Raw genomic sequence first — 20,189 nt, 5'->3', positions numbered from 1 at the left:
GTCACGTGACCATCGGCGGTTGCCCCTTGACACGGCCTGATGAGGGCTTCGCCAGGTCGACGGGGTGAGGACAGAGGCCCTCCCTTGCGGGGGTCAGGATGACGTCTGCGCCTTATCGCCCCGCTTCTCAACGGTCAAGCTGGCGAAGATGCCGACCAAGCCAAATAGAGCGCCCAAGAGCGCAAGTACACCGAGCCACCGCCACCAGCCCTCCTCAGAGAAGAGGAAGACCGCTAGATAGCTGAGGCCAACCGCGAGCGTCAGGCCGACGCCAAAGCCAAACCAGTTCCGCTGTCCCTCCCCCTCTGATTCACGGAGCCTCATGATCTGCCATTCCAGATGGCGCTCGAGCTCAGAATGCGCCTTCGACCCCTCTGGCAACTCCTTCAAGACTTCCGCATCGTGACGCAAGTTCCTACGGAGCCGCCCCTGCCCTCGGCTCAACCCAAAGATGGTGGTCGCTACGGGTGCTAGCGCTGGTCCGAGCTGGCCGATCCACTCCCAAGCCACGGACTGAGAGTAACCACCGCGAGTGCGTCCAGCTGCACGCAAACTTCTGACCGTCAGTCACAGGGCAGGCGCATGAGTTGTCCGACCGGACGACGGGAGTGCTCGGTTGTAATCGCCACTGGCGACCTTTGGCACACACGTTCTATGCCCTGGGTTTCGCCCTGGAGGATGGGGAAGATCCAGAAGGCTCGGCGCGGGTCGGTTGCTGCAGCTTCTGACCGATCCGACCAAACTTCGCGTCGGGCAGGGCGCTAGGTGGGGAATGAAGGCGGGGGAGAGTGCAGGGTACGCGGCGGCGGCCGGACATTCCGCAACCGATCTGGATCCGCCTAGTGCAGGTCCTGCCACCGCAGCGGGGCGTGGGCTACGGCGACACTCCGCTGCGAGTGCGAGTGCGAGTGCGAGTGCGAGTGCGAGTGCGAGTGCGAGTCCGAGTGGGTGGCATTGATATCGCCACGACCATGCCCGGTGTCGTGCTGGCTTGGCATCAGACCTGGGTCGGCGACTGGTGGGCGCTCGCGACCTTCGAGCTGACGAACCGCACCGGCAAGTCCGGGCTGGCATTTGCGGACGCAATCCATGCTGATCACGAGCAATGCTGGCAGCCGGGTGTCAGACGACAGCAAGCGGAACCTGGACCCGTCAGATCATGGGATTGTGGGCCCCTGTGCGGTACGCATCAATGTCACGCGCTAGTTCGATGCAGACGGCCAGCGCACGGTGACGACCACGGCGTCAGTGAGGGCTTCCCAGGAGTGGTCGATGCCGGGGCCCCAGACCGCGTAGTCGCCCTGCTTCGCGAGGTCGACGGTGCCCTCGGTGAGGTGCAGGCGGAAGTGGCCTTCGACGAGGAGGAGCATGGTGGTGCGCTGGTCGTCGGTGGTCCAGTCGGGGCGCTTGTCGCCGGCGGGGTGGGTGCCCCACTTGACTTCGAGGTCCTTGGTGGAGCGGACTCCGCCTTCGGTGGGGTCGATGAAGTGGCCGAGTAGCCAGCCGCGGGTTTCGCTGCCGTCTTCTGCAGCGTTTCCGTGGTGCCAGTTGCGGCTCACTACCGAACCTCCCATTCGATCGATGGCAGACTCACCCGGTCGCCGCCGATCTGGGCGAGCCGTCGAAGTCCTTGCAGCAGGGCGAAGAGCCCTTCGTTGCTCCACGCTACATCAGCGATGAGCTCGGAAATCAGGTCGCCGTCGCGGCTCGAGTACTGGTGCAGGCCAGCCGCTTCCCAGTTGGCTTCGACGCGGCCGCCGTAGCGTTCCCAGAACTCCTCGTCGTCGATGACGATCAGGCTGGCGAACTCGAAGTTGCCGCTCAGGAGGTTCAGTCCGAACCCCGTGCACTCCATGCGGAGTCGGCTCGGATCCTCCATGAGCCATCGCATTGGCTCCGACACCCGGCTCGGGTGCATCGGGTCTGCGGAGCGCTGTTCATTGGTCGTGTTGTCGATCTCGTCTCGGCCGAAGAGCTCTTCCTCGACCTCCCGCCGCAGGGTCGCACCGATCTGAGCGTCGACGCGCAGATCGGTCATCGGCTGGTGGAAGCCCTTGGGGATGACCGCCAGTCGGCGTGCTGCGTTGAGCACGTTGCCCGAGCGCTCTTGCACCAGCAGCACGTAGTCGGCCTCGCCGCGGAACGGACTGGCAGGCCGGGCGATCGCGAACAGGGCGAGCGGGCCACCGGCGCAGAGCCGGTTGGCGACGTCGGTTACGGAAGAGATGTCGGGTAGGTACTTGCCGCGCAGCGGCAGCGACTGGTGTGCCGTCGTGGCGTCAGATGAGATCGCGTCGACCAGCTCGCCCTCGAGGAGGTCCATGGTGACCGCGTACTCGACGAACCGCGACGTGCCCACCAGGCCGTTGATCGCATCCGGCGAGGGGGAGATGTCGAGCAGGCGGTAGAGCGGCTTGTCGACCAGCCGCGTCCCCATGGCCAGGGTTTCCGCGAGTCGCTGCGCCGCGCGGCCGGCCGCGTCGGAGTCGAGCTCGGCGAACACGTCGTGCGCCGAGCTCGTGACCTTGAGCCGGTCGTGCGCCGCGAACAGTGGGCATGCCAGATCGAGCCAGTCAGGGCAGGTTAGAACGCTCGTCTCGGTCTGGGCATCGTCGTAGCGGGCCGCGTACCGGCCATGCACGCCAGCCTTCGCGCCGTAATACTTGCCGAGCACCTCGGCGACGCTGCGCTGATCAACCCGTCCTCGGCGGCTTGCCCTGGCCTCCAGTTCGCTCACGTCGAGGCGCGCCAGCCGCGTCGCAACCTCCTTGCGTGCGGTCCCAGGCGTCCAACCTGCGTGCGCGTCCAGCCATTCGAGAGCTGCGCCGATATCGGGATCAGCGCTCAGCCGCTTCTCGGCATCGGCCGCTGCGGCCTCGTCGACCGCCGGCTCCGCCGGGGCATCGGTGGTGTCCTTCACCAGCTCCGCGAACCGGGCCTTGATCGCGTCGTCTTCCTGCGCCAGGGCCGTGTCCAGGGTGCGCTGCATCTCCGACTGCGGCCGGCGGTTCGGCTTCTCGTGCCAGCCGGCAACCGTACGCAAACCGATTCCCAGATGGGCGGCGAACTCGTCGTTGCTCATTCGCATCGCCGCTTGCAGCGCGCAGGCAGTCCGCCCCGTCCAGCTGGACACCACATTCATCGCGTTCGGCCCTTCGCGGTGGGTTTGTGCACTGGTTGAGCATCGGTTGAGCACTGGCTGAGGGGTTTTCGTGCATCGGTTTCCCGGCGAAATCGGCCTGGAATTGGAGGCATGGAAAACGAAGCAATCAGCAAGCGGAACCACCCGGCGCTAACGGTTCTTGCGGACGTGCTCGATGACCGTCGCGAGGTCGCCCTTGAGGTCGTCGAGCCGCTCGGTGATCTCGTCCATGCGCTGCTCGAGCGAGTCCAAACGGGACCAGACCGTGTCGGCGCTGTCCGAGATCGGTTCGTCGGTCTCGGGCGGCTTTCGGCCCTGCAGCAGGAAAAGCAGGTGCTGGGGGTGCCAGCCGAGCGCGATGGACAGCGACTCCAGCGTGCGGGCGCTGCGTCTGCGCTCCACCACGTGATGCTGGATCTCGCGGACGATCGCCTGCGAGACGTTCGAGCGCTCCGCGAGCTCTCGCTGTCGCCAGCCGAGCTCGTTCACGCGCTCGTTGATGGCCTTGGCGACCGCCGCCCAGTCTTCCGACACCTATTCCTCCGCGCTCCGCCTTCGCGCAGAGGCTAGCCGTTCCGCGACGCATTTCGTGACATGACCGCGCCTGAAAGGGCGCGGCCCGGATTCCCCATGCTTATCGAGAGCTGAAATCAGCAATTATCTGTTGAAATCAGCTTCCAAATCTTTTGAAGGGCTTTCTCTGATGGGTACTTCCATGCCGAAAAACGGCCGCCGCGACTTCTACTCGGTCCGCCGGGCCGCCTGGATCCTCAACCTCCCGTCGTCCGCGGTTTCCCGTGCCATCCGCGTCGGCGAGCTGCGGGCCGAGCCTAGGAACGGGCGCCTCGCCATCCCCGCGAGCGAGCTGACCCGTCTCCTGTCCGGTGCCGCGGGGGCGCAGGACGGAGGTCGAAAGTGATGACCTCCTACAACGACCTCTGGCTGATCGGAATCGCGTGGCGGCTCGACCGCCTGCGCTGGGCACCGACAGCGCTGCTTACTGGCTGCGTGCGCGGCCACGGCCTCTGCATGGCTGAGTTCCCTGCCGACGAGCCCGCCTGGCTGGACCAGCAGCTGACCGACCGTGAGCTCGCCGCTGTGATGTGCCAGGGCTGCCCAGTCGCGGACGAATGCCTCGAACTGGAGCTCCGCTCCGGCGGTGCCGACACCGTCGGTGTCTGGGGTGGGCTGTCTGAAGACGACCGTCGGGAGCTGCACCCGCACTGGCTTCGCCGCGGCGAGCGTGCTGAGAGGGGTGTTGCGTGATGATGCTCCAACTGACCCCCGTGGAAGTCATGGCTGTGCTCGGCGGTTTGTTCGCGCTGGTCATGGTGTGGCGGGCGAGTGCGAAGGCCACCCGACGGGCCAGCGAAGCCACTCGGACGAGCGTCCGGTTCATGTCGCTGACCGGGCGCGTGGTGGTCACCGCTGCGGTGATCGTCGGCGTGCAGTGGATTGTGATCAAGCATCCCGGCAACGAAGGACTGCTGCTCGCGGTGCTCGGCGTCCCGGCTCTGTTCGCGTCGTACACGCTGACCAGAGCGCTGACCGTGACCGCTGTCGACATGCCGCAGCAGAAGAAGGGGCGGCGTCGATGAGCGCGCCGCAGAACTCGGGTGAGCGGCGCTCGCCGCTCACCCGCCCTGACGCCGAAGCGGTGGAACAGGTGCGTAGGCAGGTCGACCGGTTGTGCTGGAGTGGGATCTTGCTCGGTCTGGCGTTCACCATGACCAACGTCCAGAGCTTCGCTGCCAACGGTGCTGAGGCTTGGTCGCTGCCGTGGTTGGCCGCGTGGCTGCTCGATCCTATGGTGTCGCTGGTGCTGCTGGCGATTCTGCGGGCCGAGCAGGTCACCGCCCGGTACGGGATCCGCACCGGTGGCTGGGTTCGTGGCGCGAAGTGGTTCACGCTCGCGGCCACGTATGTCATGAACACGTGGGGCGCCTACGCGGCCAGAGCCGCCGACATGGTGGTCCTGCATTCCGTGCCGCCACTGGTCGTCTTCGTCGCTGCCGAAGCGGTCACGGATCTCCGGGACAAGCTCACCGCGGCTGTCCGCGCAGCATCCGTGAATGCCGATGGCGAGCCGGTGGCGGAACCGGTTGTCCCTCGTTCACCGGACCCCAAGCGGCGCATCTCCTTCGACGAGTACCTCGGCCGTGCTCGAGAGGCATGGCGTCCGGACATCACGGTCACGCCTGCCTGGATCCGCGAGGTCACAGGCTGCTCGCGAGGTCTGTCGTCCCGGCTCGCCGCTGCGCTGATCGAGGAGGTGGAGCAGCGATGAACGACAAGACGGCGCCTGCTCCGGCGGCGCCTCGAGAGGTGGAGCGCCACGTCTTCGACGCCGAATTGATCGATGACGTTCCGGATCCGGAGCCGCAGCTCACCCGCAAGCAGCGGTTCATGAACTGGTGGCTGCGTTCACCGCGCGTGCCTGCAGCGCTGAAGTCACGCCAAGCCGCCAAGCACACGCTCATGGACGGGCTGTCGTTCCTGATTCGCTCGCCTTGGTGGTTCGTCCGGTCAGTCGTCCGTGGGCTGGTGGCTGCGGTCCGCGGCTGGCGGCAGTGGGTCCGCGTTCACGACTACCGCGAGGCCGCGGAGCAGTCCGAGAAGCTCGCGGACAAGTTCGTGGAGATTCGTGAACTCACCCTGTTCCGCTGGAAGGTGACCGGTGCGGTCGCGTTGGCCGCCGGAGCGGTGCTCGCGGTCGGGTACGCCGTGTACGGGGGACACGCGATGTGGGCTGCGGCCGGAGTCTGCGCGGTCGCGTTGGCCGTGTACGGACGACGAAAAGATGGAGCACCCGGACGCAAGCCGGTGCTCGCCGGACCGCGGACGCTGACCTGGACCATGGATCCGCAGATCTTGGTCGACGCGTTCCGGGACGCGAAGCTCATCGGGAAGGACGAGTCGCTTCGCCTCGTCGAGCGCGCCGCGCACGACGGCTCCGGGTGGGCCGTCACCGTCGACCTCCCTGCAACGCGCAAAGCTGCCGACGTCATCAAGCACCGCGAAGCACTGGCGTCGGCTCTGGCGGTGGACGAGCTGCAGCTGATCGTCGAGCGAGTCCGGGGGAGAGGTGGTCATGCCGGTCGGGTGTTCCTGTGGGTGGCTGACGAGGACCCGTACTCCGGGCCTGCGCTGCGGTTCCCGCTGCTGGACATGGAGTACTGGGATGCCTGGCGGGCGATCCCGTTCGGGAGGGATGCGCGCAGTCGGCGGATCGATCTGCAGCTGGTGTGGACGTCGCTGATCGTCGGATCGATCCCTCGGCAGGGCAAGACCTGCGCCAGCAGGCTGCCTGCCGCTGGCCTGATCCTCGATCCGTTCACGCAGCTGTACATCTTCGACGGCAAAGGTGGAAAGGACTGGCAGGCAGCCGAAGCCGTCGCTCACCGCTACGTCTGCGGTGACGAGCAAGAACAAGCTGAAGCCGTCCGCGATCACCTGGTCGAGCTGGTTGCTGAGGTGCAGGCGCGGTTCTCGCGGATGTCCGCGCTGGACGACGAGATCTGCCCGGAGTCGAAGATCACCCCGGCCATCTCGCGGGACCGCGAACTGGGCATGCCCATCACCGCGGTGATCATCGACGAGGTCCAGGTCTACCTGGAGAACCCGACCAAGGAGGAGATCGGAGGCAAGAAGACCACGCTCGGCGCCTACATCGCCGACCTGCTGACCTACCTCGCTCGAAAGGGACCGGCAGTCGGCATCGTGGTCATCCTGGCCACGCAGCGACCGGACTCCAACACCATCCCCTCTCGGCTGCGTGCTGTGCTGGGCTCCCGCTTCGCGCTGCGGGTCATGGACTGGCGGGACTCCAACATCGTCCTCGGCGAGCAGATGAACACCCGAGGCTTCGACGCCTCGACACTGCTACCCAGCCACAAGGGAGTCGGCATCCTCCGACCCGACGGTGAAGCCGAGTCCGGCGGCGACACGGTCGCCGTGACGGTTCGGACCTTCTACATGGACAACGCGGAGTGGCGATCGATCTGCGATCGCGGCCGGGCACTGCGAGAGGCTGCGGGCACCCTGAGCGGCCACGCGGCCGGCGATGACAGGCCGCGCGCGATCGACCGGGCGGCCGTCGTCAAGGCGCTGGGCAGCGGACCAGGCGGATCCGACCGCACGCTCGTCGAGCTACCTGAGCCGCTCGCCTCCGTCGTCGACCACCTCGGAGACGAGCTCGACCAGCGCGAGTTCGTGCCGAGCGCCGAACTGACCGAAGCGCTGGAAGTCGAACCCGGCACCTTCGCCAAGCAGATGGGCCAGCTCGAGTGCCGACCGACCAGACACCGGATCCCAGACGAAACCGGTGAGCTCCGACGAGTGCGCGGCTACTTCACCGCCGACATCAGAGCCGCTGTGGACCGCATCTCTGATGAAATCAGCTCGGCTCGCGAGTCGGAGGCTGATCAGCAATGACGGCCGACGATCGAGACGAGGAGGCCGTCACGGTGCGGGTTCCAGACGAGTTGCCTGTACTAACGCCGGAAACGAGCCGCATACTGCTAGCAATACTGATCGAGCTGACCGAGGTTGAGGCTCCGGATGGGCCTCCGAATGAAGGGATCACATGACTGTTGAAATCAGCGGAGACCCCTGGTCGACGCTAGATGAGCTGCTCGGTGTCGACGCGGTCGAGCCTGTCGAGGAAGGGATCGGGCCCGTGGCGTTCTACGGACGCTGCTCGACCGAGGACAACCAAGACCCCGAGACATCCCTGGGATGGCAACTGGGCAACGCGAACAAGTTCGTCGAACCGCTGGGCGGCACGATCGCGGCCGAGTACTTCGACGTGGGGCAGTCGCGGTCGGTGCCGTGGGAGCGGCGCCGCGAGGCGCAGCGGCTGCTGGCGGCGTTGAAGGATCCAAACCGCGGGTGGAACGCGGTCGTGGTGGGCGAAGGGACTCGGTGCTGGTTCGGCAACCAGTTCTCACTGATCGCCCCGAAGTTCGCCGCCCACGGAGTCGAGCTGTGGGTACCGGAGCTCGGGGGGAAGTTCGACGAGCGCAACCCGTCGCACAAGATGTTGATGAACGTGCTCGGCGGCATGAGCGAGTCGGAGCGCCAGCACGTGCAGGCCCGCGTGCGGGCGGCGATGGATGCTCAGGTGCTCAACGAAGGTCGCCACCAGGGCGGTCGGGCGCCGTACGGCTACAAGGTCGTGGACGCCGGCCCGCACCCGAACCCCTCCCGGGCTGCGGACGGGTACAGGCTGAAGGTGCTCGCCATCGATGACGAGGTCGTCGACGTCGTGCGACGGATCTTTGCTGAGTACCTCAGCGGCAGGGGAGACCGCGCGATCGCCAACGGGCTGAACCGCGACGGCATCCCGTGTCCCTCGGCTCGGCGGCCGGAGCAGAACCGGCACCGGCTGGCCGATGGGTGGCAGGGCAGCACAGTCAGGGCGATCCTCGAGAACCCTCGCTACACCGGCTACGCCTTCTTCGGGCGCTGGACCAGGCAGGAACAGCTCATCGACTCCGACGACGTGGCCGCCGGGTACGTGATCCGCTTCCGCCGAGCAGGCAGCGAGTCCGTCGTGCGCTCCCGCAAGCCCGCGCACCCGCAGATCATCAGCGTCGAGGACTTCACCCAAGCCCAGCTGCTGCGCCGTTCGAAAGGCGCAGGCAAGTTGCGGACCGCCCGCAAGCTCGAACGCAGCGGGCGCCCGACGAAGCGGACGTACTTGTTCCGAGGTCGGGTCCGATGCGCGGTGTGCGGTCGGAAGATGGAAGGCAGCCCGCGGGCGCACGGCATGTACTACCGGTGCCCGGCCCGGACCCTCGCCCCTGGATCGCCGGTCTTGGCCGAGCACCCGCCGGCGGTGTACCTGCGCGAGGACCTACTCAGAGAGTCCGTCAACGGGTGGCTCGGTGGCCTGTTCGCTCCGGATCAGATCGATCAGACCGTGGCGGCACTGGTTGAGTCCCAAGAATCGGACGGGGCCTCCTCTGCGTCCCTTGAGGCGGCCAAGACGCGACTGGCTGACGCCGAGGCCCGGCTGCGCCGGTTCCAGGACGCGATCGGTGCCGGGGTGGACCCCGCGGCGTTGACCGATGTGATCAACACAGCCCAGGCGGAACGCGCGGCCGCTCGTGCCGAACTGGAGAACACACCGACGACGAGCGGAGCGATCTCCGAGACCGAGGTCTACGCGAGGATCGATTCTCTCGGCGACGTCGGCGCGGCACTGTCGAGCCCCAAACCCGAGCGGCTGGCCAGCCTCTACGAGTCCGTTGACCTGCAGGTTCGGTACGAGCCGGGTGAGAGAGCTGCCGAAATAAAAATTCACCCGGCGAACCGGGTGAATAGTGTGCGTGTCCGAGGGGGGACTTGAACCCCCACGCCCATTAGTAGGGCACTAGCACCTCAAGCTAGCGCGTCTGCCATTCCGCCACTCGGACATCTCGGGTCTGCCGCCGTTTCCGGGGCGTTCCCGCTGTGTTGTGTTAATAGATTAGCTCATGGTCATCTGCGCCTCGCAGGGACCCCCCTGTTGGCGCAGCGGGTGATAGAAATGCCTGGTGAGCGAGCACAACGGGATCTCCGGTACTGATCAGGACGCGGGGTTGGCGCTGGCGCAGGACGAGGTCGTTCAGCTGGCCAGTGACCTGATCCGCATCGACAGCACGAACACGGGGGACGCCGACACTCTCGTGCCTGAGCGGGCCGCGGCCGAGTACGTGGCCGAGAAGCTGGGCGAGGTCGGCTACGAGGTCACCTACGTCGAGGCCGGCGACCAGGTGGGGCGGGCGAACGTGGTGGCGCGGCTGCCCGGTGCCGACCCCTCCCGGGGCGGTCTGCTGGTGCACGGGCACCTCGACGCGGTGCCCGCGGATCCGGCCGAGTGGTCGGTGCACCCCTTCTCCGGGGCGGTGCAGGACGGCTACGTGTGGGGGCGCGGGGCCGTGGACATGAAGGACATGCTGGCGATGAGCCTGGCCATCGCCCGCCGCTACAAGCGGGACGGCATCGTGCCGCCGCGCGACATCGTCTTCGCGTTCGTCTCCGACGAGGAAGCGGGCGGTTTCCAGGGGGCGCAGTGGCTGGTGGATCACCGGCCGGAGCTGTTCGAGGGCTGCACCGAGGCGATCAGCGAGGTCGGCGGCTACTCGCTGACGCTCAAGGACGGTGTGCGGGCCTACCTGGTGCAGACCGCCGAGAAGGGCATCCGCTGGCTGAAGCTGCGCGTGCGGGCGCGTGCGGGCCACGGGTCGATGGTGCACCGGGACAACGCGGTCACGCAGCTGTCCGAGGCCGTGGCGAAGCTCGGCAACCACCGGTTCCCGCTGGTCATGACCGACAGCGTGCAGGAGTTCCTGGACGGGGTCAGCGAGATCACCGGCTGGGACTTCCCGGAGGAGGACCTGGAAGGTTCGGTGGCCAAGCTCGGCAACATCTCCCGCATCATCGGGGCGACGCTGCGCGACACCGCCAACCCGACGATGCTCACCGCCGGGTACAAGCACAACGTCATCCCCTCGGTCGCCGAGGCGGCCGTGGACTGCCGGATCCTTCCCGGCCGGGAAGAGGCGTTCGATCGGGAGCTGGCCGACCTGCTGGGGCCGGACGTCGAGCGCGAGTGGGTCGGGCTGCCGCCGGTCGAGACGAAGTTCGAGGGCCGGCTGGTCGAGCAGATGCAGGCCTCGCTGCTAGCCGAAGACCCCGGCGCGAAGGCGCTGCCCTACATGATGTCCGGCGGCACCGACGCGAAGTCCTTCGCCCGGCTGGGCATGAACTGCTACGGCTTCGCCCCGCTGCAGCTGCCCGCCGACCTGGACTTCTCCGCGCTGTTCCACGGCGTGGACGAGCGGGTCCCGGTCGACGCGCTGAAGTTCGGCGTGCGGGTGCTGGACCGGTTCATCCGCAACAGCTGACTGTCGGTGCCGTCTGGTTACATCTCCCGCAGTTGATCATCGTGTCGGGAGGTGTGGCGTGGACTTGGCGCGCTTGGTGGAGAGCTACCTGGAGCACTTGCAGGCTCGCAAGCTCGCGGCCAACTCGCTGCGCGCCTACCGACGCGACCTGGAGTCGGTGGCCGGTGAGCTCGTCGAGCTCACCGGCACACCCGCCGAGAGGATCGCGGCCGACGACCTGGACCCGTCGATGCTGCGCTCGGCGTTCGCGCGGTTCGCCGCGCGGCGCTCGGCGGCCACGGTGACGCGGGCCTGGTCGACGTGGAACGGCTTCTTCGGCTTCGGCGTCGTCGAAGGTGCGGTGTCGGGCAACCCGATGCAGGTGGTGCCCAAGCCGCGCAGCGCGCCCGCCGCGCCGAAACCGCTGCAGGGGGAGGAGACCCCGGAGCGCCTGCTGCGCCAGGTCGCCGCCGGGGTCCGCAAGGCCCGGAACCCGTGGCCTGAACGCGATCTGGCGATCCTGGCGACCCTGCTGTGCACGGGTGTGCGCTCGGCGGAACTGCTGGAGCTGACCGTGGCGTCGCTGGCGGGCCGGGCCGGTGACCGGCGGCTGCACGTGCAGGGCAAGGGCGGCAAGAGCCGCTCGATCCCCATCGAGGACAGCCTCGACGGGCTCGTCCAGACCTACCTGCGCACCCGCAAGCAGCGCTTCGGCAACCGGCTCCCCGGCGCCGAACCGCTGTTCGTCGACCACCGGGGCGAGAAGCTCCAGCGCGGTGGCCTGCAATACCTGGTGCGGCGGTCGTTGCAGGCCGCCGGGGTGTCCGACCGGGTGCAGCCCGGGGCGATGGTGCACGCCCTGCGGCACACCTTCGCCACCCGGCTCGCCGAGGACGGTGCCAGCGCCGCCGAGATCGCCAAGCTGCTCGGCCACTCGTCGATGAACTCCAGCCAGACCTACATCGACGTCACCGCCCGCGAGCAGCGGCTCTCGGTGAAGGCCAACCGCACCCTGCGGGTTCTCGGCGAGCTCGGTTAGCCCCAGGTGGAGGTTTCGGCGAGGCCGATGCGGGCGCCGGAGTCGTCGGTCAGCAGCATCGCCTTGCCCAGCGCGGGGTGGTCGAGGCGTTCGACCTCGCCGCCGCGTTCGGCCGCGTGCTCGGCGACCTCGTCGAGGTCGGTGACCGCGAAGTAGCACAGCCAGCCCGCGTCACCGGTGGCCTCGCTGCGCCCGGCGATCGCCCGCCCTCCCGAGACGTAGGTGCCCTCTTCGACGGTCCAGCCGAGGGTCTCGGCCCAGAACGCGTCGGCGCGGGCCGGGTCGGTCGTGGACAGCTCGGCCCAGCACGGTTCTCCCGGGCGCGGCTCGGGTGCCTGCGGGCCGTGCTGGGCGCGTCCCTTGGTGACCTGGGCGAGCGCGTTGTCCGGGCCGGTCAGCGAGCAGTCCGTCGGGGCGCCGGCGAACACCAGGCGGAAGCCGGGGGTCTCGTCGGCGCGAGGTTTGCGGATGAAGGCGCAGCGGCGGTTGCCCACCCAGCAGTCCAGTCCGGTCTCCACGGGCACCGGCGACCAGTCGAGCACGACTCGGTAGAACAGGGCAGCAGCCATCGGATCGCGACTGAGCAGGTCGACGCGACGCAAGCCGCGGACCGCAGGACGTGCGGGCACCGTCGTTTCCTCGCCACCGGGGATTTGTTCATCTTGCCACCTGCGCATGCCGGCACAATGCTCCGTTCGTCCCAGGGATGGAACGGACCCCTCGTGGGGCGTGCCGGGTGCGCGTGGTGGCGTTCGGGAGTTCAGCGCAGGCGCTCTAGCTCAGCGGCGACGTCCACGACCTGGGCCGCGAGTTTGCGCAGGTCCGACTGGTCGGCGTCGTCGTCGACGGCGGTCACCACGTCCTCGGCCGCGCAGCGCAGCTGGAACAGGCGATCCTGCAGATCAGCGAGCTCGGCGGCCGACAGCACCACCGAGTCCTCGGGGAGCCCGCCGCGCTGCACCGCCGTCCTGCGCTCGTAGGCGCGCTGCCGGCAGGCTTGCGCGCAGTACAGGCGCGGCCTGCCCTGCCGTCCGGAGTCGGGTACGCGCCTGCCGCACCAGGCGCAGTGACGCACCTGGCGAGCTCGTCGGGTGGGCTCGACGGAGTTGTCCACGGTGATCACGTTAGTCAACCCCGGTGATCTTGTCGGCGTCGCCACGCCGACTGCGACGCCACCGGCCCGACACCGGCTGGTCACCTGCGTGCGGCAGAGTGGCGACCGTGACGCATCCCTTCCTGGACGGGCCGTGGCCGCGCGCGTTCGCCCACCGCGGCTGGCACCTCGGCGATCTGGCCGAGATGGAGAACTCGCTGAGCGCTTTCCGCGCCGCCGCGAACGAGGGCTACCGCTACATCGAGACCGATGTGCACGCCACCAGCGACGGTGTCGCGGTCATCCACCACGACGCGTCGCTGGACCGCACCACCGATCGCGACGGCGACATCGCGAGCCTGCCGTTCTCGGAGGTGTCGCGCGCCAGGATCGCCGGACGGGAACCGGTCGCGAGCCTCGACGCGGCGCTGGAGGAGTTCCCCGACCTGCTGTTGAACATCGACGTCAAGGCCGACAGCGCCACCGGGCCGGTGCTGCGGACCGTGCGCAGGCACAACGCCTGGGACCGGGTGTGCCTGGCTTCCTTCGTCGACCGGCGTCTGACCCTGCTGCGCAAGGTGGGCGGCCCGAGGCTGCTGACCTCCACCGGCCAGCGCGGCGTGGCGGCGCTGTGGGCGTGGTCCCGGCTCCCGTGGGCACCACCACGGTCGATGCGCACCTCCCTGACCGGATTTCAGTGGAAATCCGGACTCCGACTTCCACTGAAATCCGGTCCCGGACTTCAGTGGAAATCCGGTCAGGGGGGTGAGCGGGGGTTGATCCGGGGTGCCGCTGTGCAGGTTCCCGCGCGGCACAAGGGGCTCGAGGTCGTCGATGAGCGGTTCGTCGGGCTGGCTCATCGGTGGGGTGTCGAGGTGCACGTGTGGACGGTCGACGAGCCGTCGGAGATGCTGCGGTTGCTGGACCTGGGCGTGGACGGGCTGGTCACCGACCGCCCGGACCTGCTGAACCGGCTCCTGCGGGAGCGGGTCGGCGACGGCGCCCGGAGTTGAGCGGACGACGTTTCTCCGAACCTGTGCGAAGTGCGTCTCACGCGGGAACCGGTAGCCAGTATGGTGCCTCCAATCGAGTGATCCACTCCGCGGAGGACCGAACGGAATGAGCGTGATGGACAGCGAAGCGGCACCCGGGGCCGCGCAGCGCCGCCGGGAACAACGCGGGTGGTGCTGGTACGACTGGGCCAACTCGGTCTTCCCGACGTCGGTGACGACGGTCTTCCTCTCGCTCTACCTGACCTCGGTGGCCACCGCCGCGGCCAAGGCCGACGTCGCGCGCAACGGGCTCAACGCCTGCGCGGGCGACAACTCGCTGGTCAACTGCGACATCTCGATCGTGGGGCTGACCTTCCCCGCCGGTTCGCTGTGGGGCTACCTGCTTTCCGTGGCCACGGTGGTGCAGGTGGTGGTGCTGCCGATCACCGGCGCGATCGCCGACCGCACCCGGAACAAGCGACTGATGCTGGCGCTGTTCGCCTTCGGCGGCGCGATCACCACGGGGCTGCTGGCCCTGGTCGCCGGGCAGAACTGGCAGCTGGGCGTGGTGCTGTTCATCATCGGCAACATCTGCTTCGGCGCCTCGATCGTCGTCTACTACTCGTTCCTGCCGGAGATCGCCGACGCCGACGAGCGCGACAACGTCTCCACCCGCGGCTGGGCGATCGGCTACCTCGGCGGCGGCACGGCGCTGGCGCTGCACCTGGTCATCTACCTCGGGCACGACGCCGTCGGCCTGTCCGAATCCGCGGCGGTGCGCCTGATCTTCTTCTCCTCGGGCATCTGGTGGGCGGTGTTCACGCTGCTGCCGCTGACCGCGCTGCGCCGGCACAAGGCCGCCGAGGGCGGTGACAAGGGGGCCGCGGCGGTCACCGCGGGCTTCAAGCAGCTGATCGGCACCCTGCGCGAGGCCAAGCACTTCCCGCTCACGCTGGCGTTCCTGGGCTCCTACTGGATCTACACCGACGGCATCTCGACGGTGTCGCAGGTCTCGGCGCAGTACGGCAGCCTGGAGCTCAAGCTGCCGCAGGACTCGCTGATCGTGACGCTGCTGATCGTGCAGTTCATCGCCTTCGTCGGCGGCGTGCTGCACGGCGTGCTGGCCCGCCGCATCGGCGCGAAGAAGACCATCCTGGTCAGCTTGGCGACCTGGCTGCTCGTGCTGGTGGCCGCCTACTTCGTGCAGGCCGGGCAGGAGATGCAGTTCTACGGACTGGCCGTGGGAATCGGCATGGTCCTCGGGGGCACCAATGCGCTGTCCCGTTCGTTGTTCAGCCAGATGATCCCACCGGGCCGCGAAGCCGAGTACTTCTCCCTCTATGAGGTGGGGGAGCGCTCGACGTCGTGGCTGGGGCCGCTGGTGTTCGCCGGCGTCGGTCAGGCGACCGGTTCGTTCCGGCTGGCCATCATCTCGCTCGTGGTGTTCTTCGCGGTCGGCCTGGTGCTGGTCGCGCTGGTGCCGGTCCGCAGGGCCATCGAGGCGGTGGGCAACCGGGCACCGGAACTGCTCTAGCGCGTGTGCGCAGAGTGATCAGGCGTGTTCGTCTCGCGATCGAGCGGGCATTGCTCCATGCTGGTGATCTAGGAGTGCTGGGGAATCCGCAAAAACGGAATATGCCAGTACGCTGCGTTGTGATCACGGGGAGGATCATGGCACTACGAACGGTCACGTAGTGGATGAAGGGATCGGCCATACGGGTCGTGATCTGCATCCCACAATGACTAACAATCCAGGGTCCTGCTTGGCGATGGTGACCGGACATCTGGCACTATCACCCGTTCGAACCCACTTGTAGATTGCTGTCGGGAGAACGCGTCACGAACGCCGCTCGACCGCGTCTCTAGGAGGACAGCCGTTGTTGACGGGTGAACAATGTCACCGACGGCGACCAGCAACACGACGCCGGGAACAGATGACGGGTACTCCGTCGTTGCACACGGTGAGCACAACCGCTCGGGCTCTCAGCCCGGGCCGAAGGGAAAGGAACCGTCATGGCCGACCGCGTTCTGCGTGGCAGCCGGCTCGGAGCTGTCAGCTACGAGACCGACCGTAACCACGACCTCGCACCGCGCCGGACGGTGCGCTACGCCTGCCCCAAGAGCCACGAGTTCGAGGTGCCCTTCTCCGACGACGCCGAGGTCCCGCCGACTTGGGAATGCCGCTTGCACGGCACCGAGTCCAAGATCATCGACGGCAACGAGCCGGAGCAGAAGAAGGTCAAGCCGCCGCGCACCCACTGGGACATGCTGCTCGAACGACGCACGATCCCGGAGCTGGAAGAGCTGCTCAACGAGCGACTGGAGCTTCTGCGCGCCCGTCGCGGCCGGTAGAACTCGCATACAGGCATGGCAAGCGCCCGAGCTCAGCTCGGGCGCTTACGTGTTTTTCTGGTTTTCTCCTGATCAACTACTCAGTGGTCTTGTTGCTCAGCGGTGCGGGTGGCGGAACCTGACACGCCTTCTGGCTCCGGGATCCGCGACTTGAGTATGTCGATCCGCGGCGCTGCGGCTGTCCTCCCCAGAAGACGTGTCAGAACCCGCGGCGGTGCCGGTTGATCAGGTGGGGCACTGAGAAACCGGCTTCGCCGGTTGCCTGACGTTGGGGAGTGGGTGCGGTGGCTGCGCCTGGGGTCAGGGGAGCAGGGAGCGGATTGCTCCTGCTGCTTGGCCGCCTCTGCGGCGCAGGCCCCACTTGGTGACGCGGAGCAGGGCCTCTCGGACGACCTCCGCGTCCATCTTGGAGGCGCCGAGCTCTCGTTCCACGAAGGTGATCGGGACCTCGACCACCGTGAACCCCGCCTCCACCGAGCGCCAGGCCAGGTCGACCTGGAAGCAGTAGCCCTGCGAAGCGATGTTGTGCAGCTGGACCGTCTCCAGGACCTCCCGCCGGTACACGCGGTAGCCGGAGGTGATGTCGTTGATCGGCACGCCCAGCGCCAGCTTCGAGTACACGTTGGCGCCGCGGGACAGGAACTCCCGGTACCAGGGCCAGTTCACCGTGCGGCCGCCGGTCACGTACCGCGACCCCAGCACCACGTCCGCACCGGTCCCGCTGTCTCCGAGCATGCCGACCAGGCGCGGCAGGTCCTCCGGGGCGTGCGAGCCGTCGGCGTCCATCTCCATGATCGCCGTGTAGTCGCGGGCCAGCGCCCACTCGAACCCGGCCACGTAGGCGGCCCCCAAGCCGGCCTTCTCGGTGCGGTGCATGACGTGCAACCGGTCGTCGGAAGCCGCCAGCCGGTCGGCCACCTCGCCGGTGCCGTCCGGGCTGCCGTCGTCGACCACCAGCACGTTCGCCGCGGGCAGCGCGTCGAACAGCCGCCGCACGATCGGTTCCAGGTTCTCCCGCTCGTCGTAGGTGGGGATCACCACCAGCACCTTCTCGGCCGGGGCTTGCCTCGCCATCCACATCCTCCTAGCCGGTCACCTGGACCGGCCGTGCACTCGTTCGTCGATCAGGCGCCGGACTTCCTCGACCGCCACCCGGCGGCCGCGATCGCGCCCACCCCCAGCACCGCCAGTGTCCACATCGGAACCGAGCCGAGCTCGGTGGCCGGTGTCCGGTTCGCTCGCAGCGGAACCTCGGCGGTCAAGTTCTCCTCGGTGAACAGCTCGGTCTGCGCGATCACCGAACCGTCCGGCGCCACCACCGCGCTCACCCCGCTGGTGGCCCCGACCAGCACCGCCCGGCCGGTCTCCACCGCGCGCAGCCGGGACATCGCCAGCTGCTGGTAGCTCATCTCCGAATGCCCGTACCAGGCGTTGTTGGTGGGCACCGCCAGCAGCGTGGCGCCCTCGGCAGCGGCCGGCCCGAAGACGTCGTTGTAGGCGACGTCGTAGCAGATGCCCACGCCCAGCTTCAGACCCGCGACGTCGATCACGCCCGGTTCCTCGCCCGGCGTCATGTCCGACTGGAAGCGGTCCACGAACGGGCTGACCAGCCGCGCGACCTCCCGCATCGGGATCGTTTCGGCGAAGGGGACCAGGTGCTTCTTGACGTAGCGGTCGCCGAAGCCGGTTCCGGGATCCCAGCGCACGACCTGGTTGTGCAACTTCCCGTCGCTGTCCTGGCCGAGCCCGCCGACGACCAGCGGCGCGCCCAGCTGGGAGGCGATCGCCGACAGCTCCGGGTCGGTGCGCGAGGGGCCCCAGCTGCCGACCTGCTCGGGCAACAGCACGAAATCGGGTCGTGCGACTCGCCCGGCGCGCACGTCGTCGACGAGCGTCTGCGCAGCGCGCACGTGGTTGTCGTGCAGGACGTCGTCCTCGTAGAGCAGGCCCAGACCGAGGTTGGGGGCGTTTCCCTGCACGATGGCGACCCGCGCGGTCCCGGCGTTGGCGTCGGTGCCCACCAGCGGCCAGCACGCCAGCCCGCCCAGCAGCGGCACGGCGATCGCGGCCACCGGCACCGCCCAGCGGCGCGGGGCGCGCACGAGCTCGGCCAGCCCGCCGCCGACGAGGGCCACGGCGAAGGAGATGAGGGTCGCGCCGCCGATCGCCGCCAGCGACAGCAGCGGTCCGGTGTCCTGGGTGAAGGCCAGCCGACCCCACGGGAACCCGCCGAAGGGGAACGCGGAACGCACCGACTCGGCCGTGACGAACACGGCCGCCATCCACACCGGAGCCGCGGGCAGGCGGCTGACCAGCGCCATCCCGGCTCCTGCGAGTCCGATGAACAGCGCCTCCACCGCCGCCACGCCCAGCCAGGGCCAGGGACCGAAGTCGGCGCCGAGGAAGTCCTGCAACCAGCCCAGCAGCGGCAGCAGGAACGCGAACCCGAACACCACGCCGTAGCCGAAACCGGAGCGGGCCCCGCGGTGGCGCACGACGGCGACGAGCACGGCCACCGCGAGAGGAGCGACCCACCACGCCTCGCGCGGCGGTGAACCGGCGTAGAGGGCGAATCCGGCGGCGATCACCGCGACCAGGCGCAGCGCCCAGGCGGTCCGTCGTCCGGGAGTGCGGCGATCCGGCTGCGCGACGTCCTGCGCAGGAGCCGTGGGGACTACCACCCGACCAACCTTCTCGGTGCTTTCTCGGCCCCGCCCGGGACCGCCAACGTTGCCGCGTGCCCAGGCACGCCTTCGCCCAAATGTACGCGCCGAGCTGGATGCGCTCCGCACACAGGCCCTGAGCAGGCGATTGACCACCGCGTGTGACGCCGCTTACTCTCGATCGGCCCGGTGATCATCGATGCGCCCGCGGAATGCGCACCTCAGCGATGGTCGCGTCACGACCGACCGATCGAACGGGAAGAGGACCGATGAGCACCGGACACGAGGAGATCGGCGGCGGAGCGCACCCGGTCATCGCGCTGCACGGCTGGTTCGGCTCGGCAGCTGCCTGGCGGGTGCTGCACCCGCACCTGGACGCGAGCCGGTTCCGCTACGTCTTCCCCGACTACCGCGGTTACGGCGCGCGGATCGACGAGGCGGGCGAGCACACCCTCGCCGAGGCCGCCGCCGACGTCCTCGCCCTGGCCGACCGGCTCGGGCTGGACACGTTCTCGCTGGTCGGCCACTCGATGGGCGGAGCGGTGGCGCAACGGGTCCTGGCCGACGCGCCGCACCGGGTCCGGGCTCTGGTCGGGATCTCCCCGGTCCCGGCAGCGGGAGTGCCCTTCGACGAACAGGGCTGGGCGCTGTTCTCCGGTGCCGCCGCCGACCTCGCCAACCGCCGCGCCATCATCGACCTGACCACAGGGAACCGGCTCACCGCGGTGTGGCTGGACGCGATGGTCGAGCACTCCCGGCAGCACTCCGACCCGGCCGCCGTCGCCGACTACCTCCGGGCCTGGGCCCAGACCGACTTCCACACCGAGATCGAGGGGAACCCGGTGCCGGTCAAGGTGATCGCCGGAGAGCACGACCCAGCCCTCGGCGAAGAGACCATGAAGGCCACCTTCGGCCAGTGGTACCCCAGCTGCGATCTCGAGGTCTTCCCCAACGCCGGCCACTACGCGATCGACGAGACCCCGATCGCCCTGGCCACCACCCTCGAACGCTTCCTGTCCACCAGCGCCCTGTAGTGA

At 68.4% G+C, this 20,189-nt stretch carries 20 protein-coding genes and 1 tRNA gene; 12 read left to right on the top strand and 9 right to left on the bottom strand.

The genetic code is table 11. The features are described from left to right. Positions 1-93: 93 nt before the first annotated feature. The 4 genes from AB0J91_RS05250 to AB0J91_RS05235 form a co-directional block, all read right to left on the bottom strand. Entirely contained in the window at positions 94-390 is a 297-nt protein-coding gene (locus AB0J91_RS05250; protein WP_363864330.1) for a hypothetical protein, read from the bottom strand. An 812-nt stretch (positions 391-1,202) separates the two neighbouring features. Continuing rightward, a complete protein-coding gene (locus AB0J91_RS05245; protein WP_363864328.1) occupies positions 1,203-1,559 on the bottom strand; it encodes a signal peptidase I in 357 nt (118 codons plus the stop codon). Further along, the gene (locus AB0J91_RS05240) at positions 1,559-3,088 is read right to left on the bottom strand and encodes a transcriptional regulator (RefSeq protein ID WP_363864532.1); all 1,530 of its coding nucleotides are present in this window, start codon (positions 3,086-3,088) and stop codon (positions 1,559-1,561) included. The genes AB0J91_RS05245 and AB0J91_RS05240 overlap by 1 nt, the downstream gene beginning before the upstream one ends. A 204-nt stretch (positions 3,089-3,292) precedes the next feature. Continuing rightward, positions 3,293-3,676: a helix-turn-helix transcriptional regulator gene (locus AB0J91_RS05235; RefSeq protein ID WP_363864326.1), complete on the bottom strand. Its 384-nt coding sequence runs from the start codon at positions 3,674-3,676 to the stop codon at positions 3,293-3,295. Positions 3,677-3,857: 181 nt separating this feature from the next. On the opposite strand from AB0J91_RS05235, the gene AB0J91_RS05230 reads away from it, so the two are divergent. The 6 genes from AB0J91_RS05230 to AB0J91_RS05205 all read left to right on the top strand — a co-directional run bounded on the left by AB0J91_RS05230 (position 3,858) and on the right by AB0J91_RS05205 (position 9,494). Further along, positions 3,858-4,061, top strand: a complete 204-nt coding sequence (locus AB0J91_RS05230; RefSeq protein WP_363864324.1) for a helix-turn-helix domain-containing protein — start codon at positions 3,858-3,860, stop codon at positions 4,059-4,061. Further along, positions 4,061-4,408, top strand: a complete 348-nt coding sequence (locus AB0J91_RS05225; protein WP_363864322.1) for a WhiB family transcriptional regulator — start codon at positions 4,061-4,063, stop codon at positions 4,406-4,408. The genes AB0J91_RS05230 and AB0J91_RS05225 overlap by 1 nt, the downstream gene beginning before the upstream one ends. After that, positions 4,408-4,740, top strand: coding sequence for a hypothetical protein (locus AB0J91_RS05220; protein ID WP_363864320.1), 333 nt, complete (start codon positions 4,408-4,410; stop codon positions 4,738-4,740). Before AB0J91_RS05225 ends, AB0J91_RS05220 begins: the two co-directional genes overlap by 1 nt. A gap of 59 nt (positions 4,741-4,799) precedes the next feature. Then, a complete protein-coding gene (locus AB0J91_RS05215; RefSeq protein ID WP_363864530.1) occupies positions 4,800-5,429 on the top strand; it encodes a hypothetical protein in 630 nt (209 codons plus the stop codon). Then, positions 5,426-7,576 (top strand): cell division protein FtsK, encoded by a 2,151-nt coding sequence (locus tag AB0J91_RS05210; protein ID WP_363864318.1) that lies wholly within the window; start codon positions 5,426-5,428, stop codon positions 7,574-7,576. Before AB0J91_RS05215 ends, AB0J91_RS05210 begins: the two co-directional genes overlap by 4 nt. A 151-nt stretch (positions 7,577-7,727) precedes the next feature. Further along, on the top strand, positions 7,728-9,494 hold the full coding sequence (locus tag AB0J91_RS05205; protein WP_363864316.1) for a recombinase family protein: 1,767 nt from the start codon (positions 7,728-7,730) through the stop codon (positions 9,492-9,494). Here the strand turns inward: AB0J91_RS05205 and AB0J91_RS05200 are convergent. After that, positions 9,476-9,561, bottom strand: a tRNA-Leu gene (locus tag AB0J91_RS05200). The genes AB0J91_RS05205 and AB0J91_RS05200 overlap by 19 nt on opposite strands. A 120-nt stretch (positions 9,562-9,681) precedes the next feature. On the opposite strand from AB0J91_RS05200, the gene AB0J91_RS05195 reads away from it, so the two are divergent. Together AB0J91_RS05195 and AB0J91_RS05190 are read left to right on the top strand one after the other, a co-directional pair. Then, positions 9,682-11,034 carry a M20/M25/M40 family metallo-hydrolase gene (locus tag AB0J91_RS05195; protein ID WP_132684213.1) on the top strand — a complete coding sequence of 451 codons (1,353 nt, stop codon included), beginning with the start codon at positions 9,682-9,684 and terminating at the stop codon, positions 11,032-11,034. Positions 11,035-11,092: 58 nt separating this feature from the next. Next, on the top strand, positions 11,093-12,052 hold the full coding sequence (locus tag AB0J91_RS05190; protein WP_363864314.1) for a tyrosine-type recombinase/integrase: 960 nt from the start codon (positions 11,093-11,095) through the stop codon (positions 12,050-12,052). Here the strand turns inward: AB0J91_RS05190 and AB0J91_RS05185 are convergent. After that, positions 12,049-12,681, bottom strand: coding sequence for a hypothetical protein (locus tag AB0J91_RS05185; protein ID WP_363864312.1), 633 nt, complete (start codon positions 12,679-12,681; stop codon positions 12,049-12,051). The genes AB0J91_RS05190 and AB0J91_RS05185 overlap by 4 nt on opposite strands. 131 nt (positions 12,682-12,812) lie before the next feature. Then, entirely contained in the window at positions 12,813-13,175 is a 363-nt protein-coding gene (locus AB0J91_RS05180) for a hypothetical protein (protein WP_363795654.1), read from the bottom strand. A gap of 98 nt (positions 13,176-13,273) precedes the next feature. Here AB0J91_RS05180 and AB0J91_RS05175 point away from each other — a divergent pair, with 98 nt between their 5' ends. The 3 genes from AB0J91_RS05175 (at position 13,274) to AB0J91_RS05165 (ending at position 16,489) form a co-directional block, all read left to right on the top strand. Beyond that, a complete protein-coding gene (locus tag AB0J91_RS05175) occupies positions 13,274-14,158 on the top strand; it encodes a glycerophosphodiester phosphodiesterase family protein (RefSeq protein ID WP_363864311.1) in 885 nt (294 codons plus the stop codon). Between the two features lie 106 nt (positions 14,159-14,264). Beyond that, complete coding sequence (locus AB0J91_RS05170) at positions 14,265-15,671, top strand: MFS transporter (RefSeq protein ID WP_363864309.1); 1,407 nt, start codon at positions 14,265-14,267, stop codon at positions 15,669-15,671. Between the two features lie 479 nt (positions 15,672-16,150). After that, entirely contained in the window at positions 16,151-16,489 is a 339-nt protein-coding gene (locus AB0J91_RS05165) for an RNA polymerase-binding protein RbpA (RefSeq protein WP_132619748.1), read from the top strand. Positions 16,490-16,789: 300 nt separating this feature from the next. Here the strand turns inward: AB0J91_RS05165 and AB0J91_RS05160 are convergent, their stop codons facing one another. Next, positions 16,790-17,563, bottom strand: a complete 774-nt coding sequence (locus tag AB0J91_RS05160; protein WP_363795553.1) for a polyprenol monophosphomannose synthase — start codon at positions 17,561-17,563, stop codon at positions 16,790-16,792. A 50-nt stretch (positions 17,564-17,613) separates the two neighbouring features. Beyond that, positions 17,614-19,170: an apolipoprotein N-acyltransferase gene (gene lnt / locus AB0J91_RS05155; protein WP_363864307.1), complete on the bottom strand. Its 1,557-nt coding sequence runs from the start codon at positions 19,168-19,170 to the stop codon at positions 17,614-17,616. A 251-nt stretch (positions 19,171-19,421) separates the two neighbouring features. Here lnt and AB0J91_RS05150 point away from each other — a divergent pair, with 251 nt between their 5' ends. Next, positions 19,422-20,186: an alpha/beta hydrolase gene (locus AB0J91_RS05150; protein WP_363864305.1), complete on the top strand. Its 765-nt coding sequence runs from the start codon at positions 19,422-19,424 to the stop codon at positions 20,184-20,186. Positions 20,187-20,189: the final 3 nt, after the last annotated feature.

Source organism: Saccharopolyspora sp. NPDC049357, assembly GCF_040677225.1.
Lineage (GTDB): Bacteria > Actinomycetota > Actinomycetes > Mycobacteriales > Pseudonocardiaceae > Saccharopolyspora.
This window is presented reverse-complemented; position numbering and strand designations above follow the sequence as displayed.

Bases quoted from the DNA above. Each gene is read 5' to 3' on its own strand.
- AB0J91_RS05210 (WP_363864318.1), top strand. From the start codon at position 5,426: ATGAACGACAAGACGGCGCCTGCTCCGGCGGCGCCTCGAGAGGTGGAG.
- AB0J91_RS05225 (WP_363864322.1), top strand. From the start codon at position 4,061: ATGACCTCCTACAACGACCTCTGGCTGATCGGAATCGCGTGGCGGCTC.
- AB0J91_RS05240 (WP_363864532.1), bottom strand. From the start codon at position 3,088: ATGCGAATGAGCAACGACGAGTTCGCCGCCCATCTGGGAATCGGTTTG.
- AB0J91_RS05230 (WP_363864324.1), top strand. From the start codon at position 3,858: ATGCCGAAAAACGGCCGCCGCGACTTCTACTCGGTCCGCCGGGCCGCC.
- AB0J91_RS05220 (WP_363864320.1), top strand. From the start codon at position 4,408: ATGATGCTCCAACTGACCCCCGTGGAAGTCATGGCTGTGCTCGGCGGT.
- AB0J91_RS05170 (WP_363864309.1), top strand. From the start codon at position 14,265: ATGAGCGTGATGGACAGCGAAGCGGCACCCGGGGCCGCGCAGCGCCGC.
- AB0J91_RS05150 (WP_363864305.1), top strand. From the start codon at position 19,422: ATGAGCACCGGACACGAGGAGATCGGCGGCGGAGCGCACCCGGTCATC.
- AB0J91_RS05165 (WP_132619748.1), top strand. From the start codon at position 16,151: ATGGCCGACCGCGTTCTGCGTGGCAGCCGGCTCGGAGCTGTCAGCTAC.
- AB0J91_RS05205 (WP_363864316.1), top strand. From the start codon at position 7,728: ATGACTGTTGAAATCAGCGGAGACCCCTGGTCGACGCTAGATGAGCTG.
- AB0J91_RS05160 (WP_363795553.1), bottom strand. From the start codon at position 17,563: ATGGCGAGGCAAGCCCCGGCCGAGAAGGTGCTGGTGGTGATCCCCACC.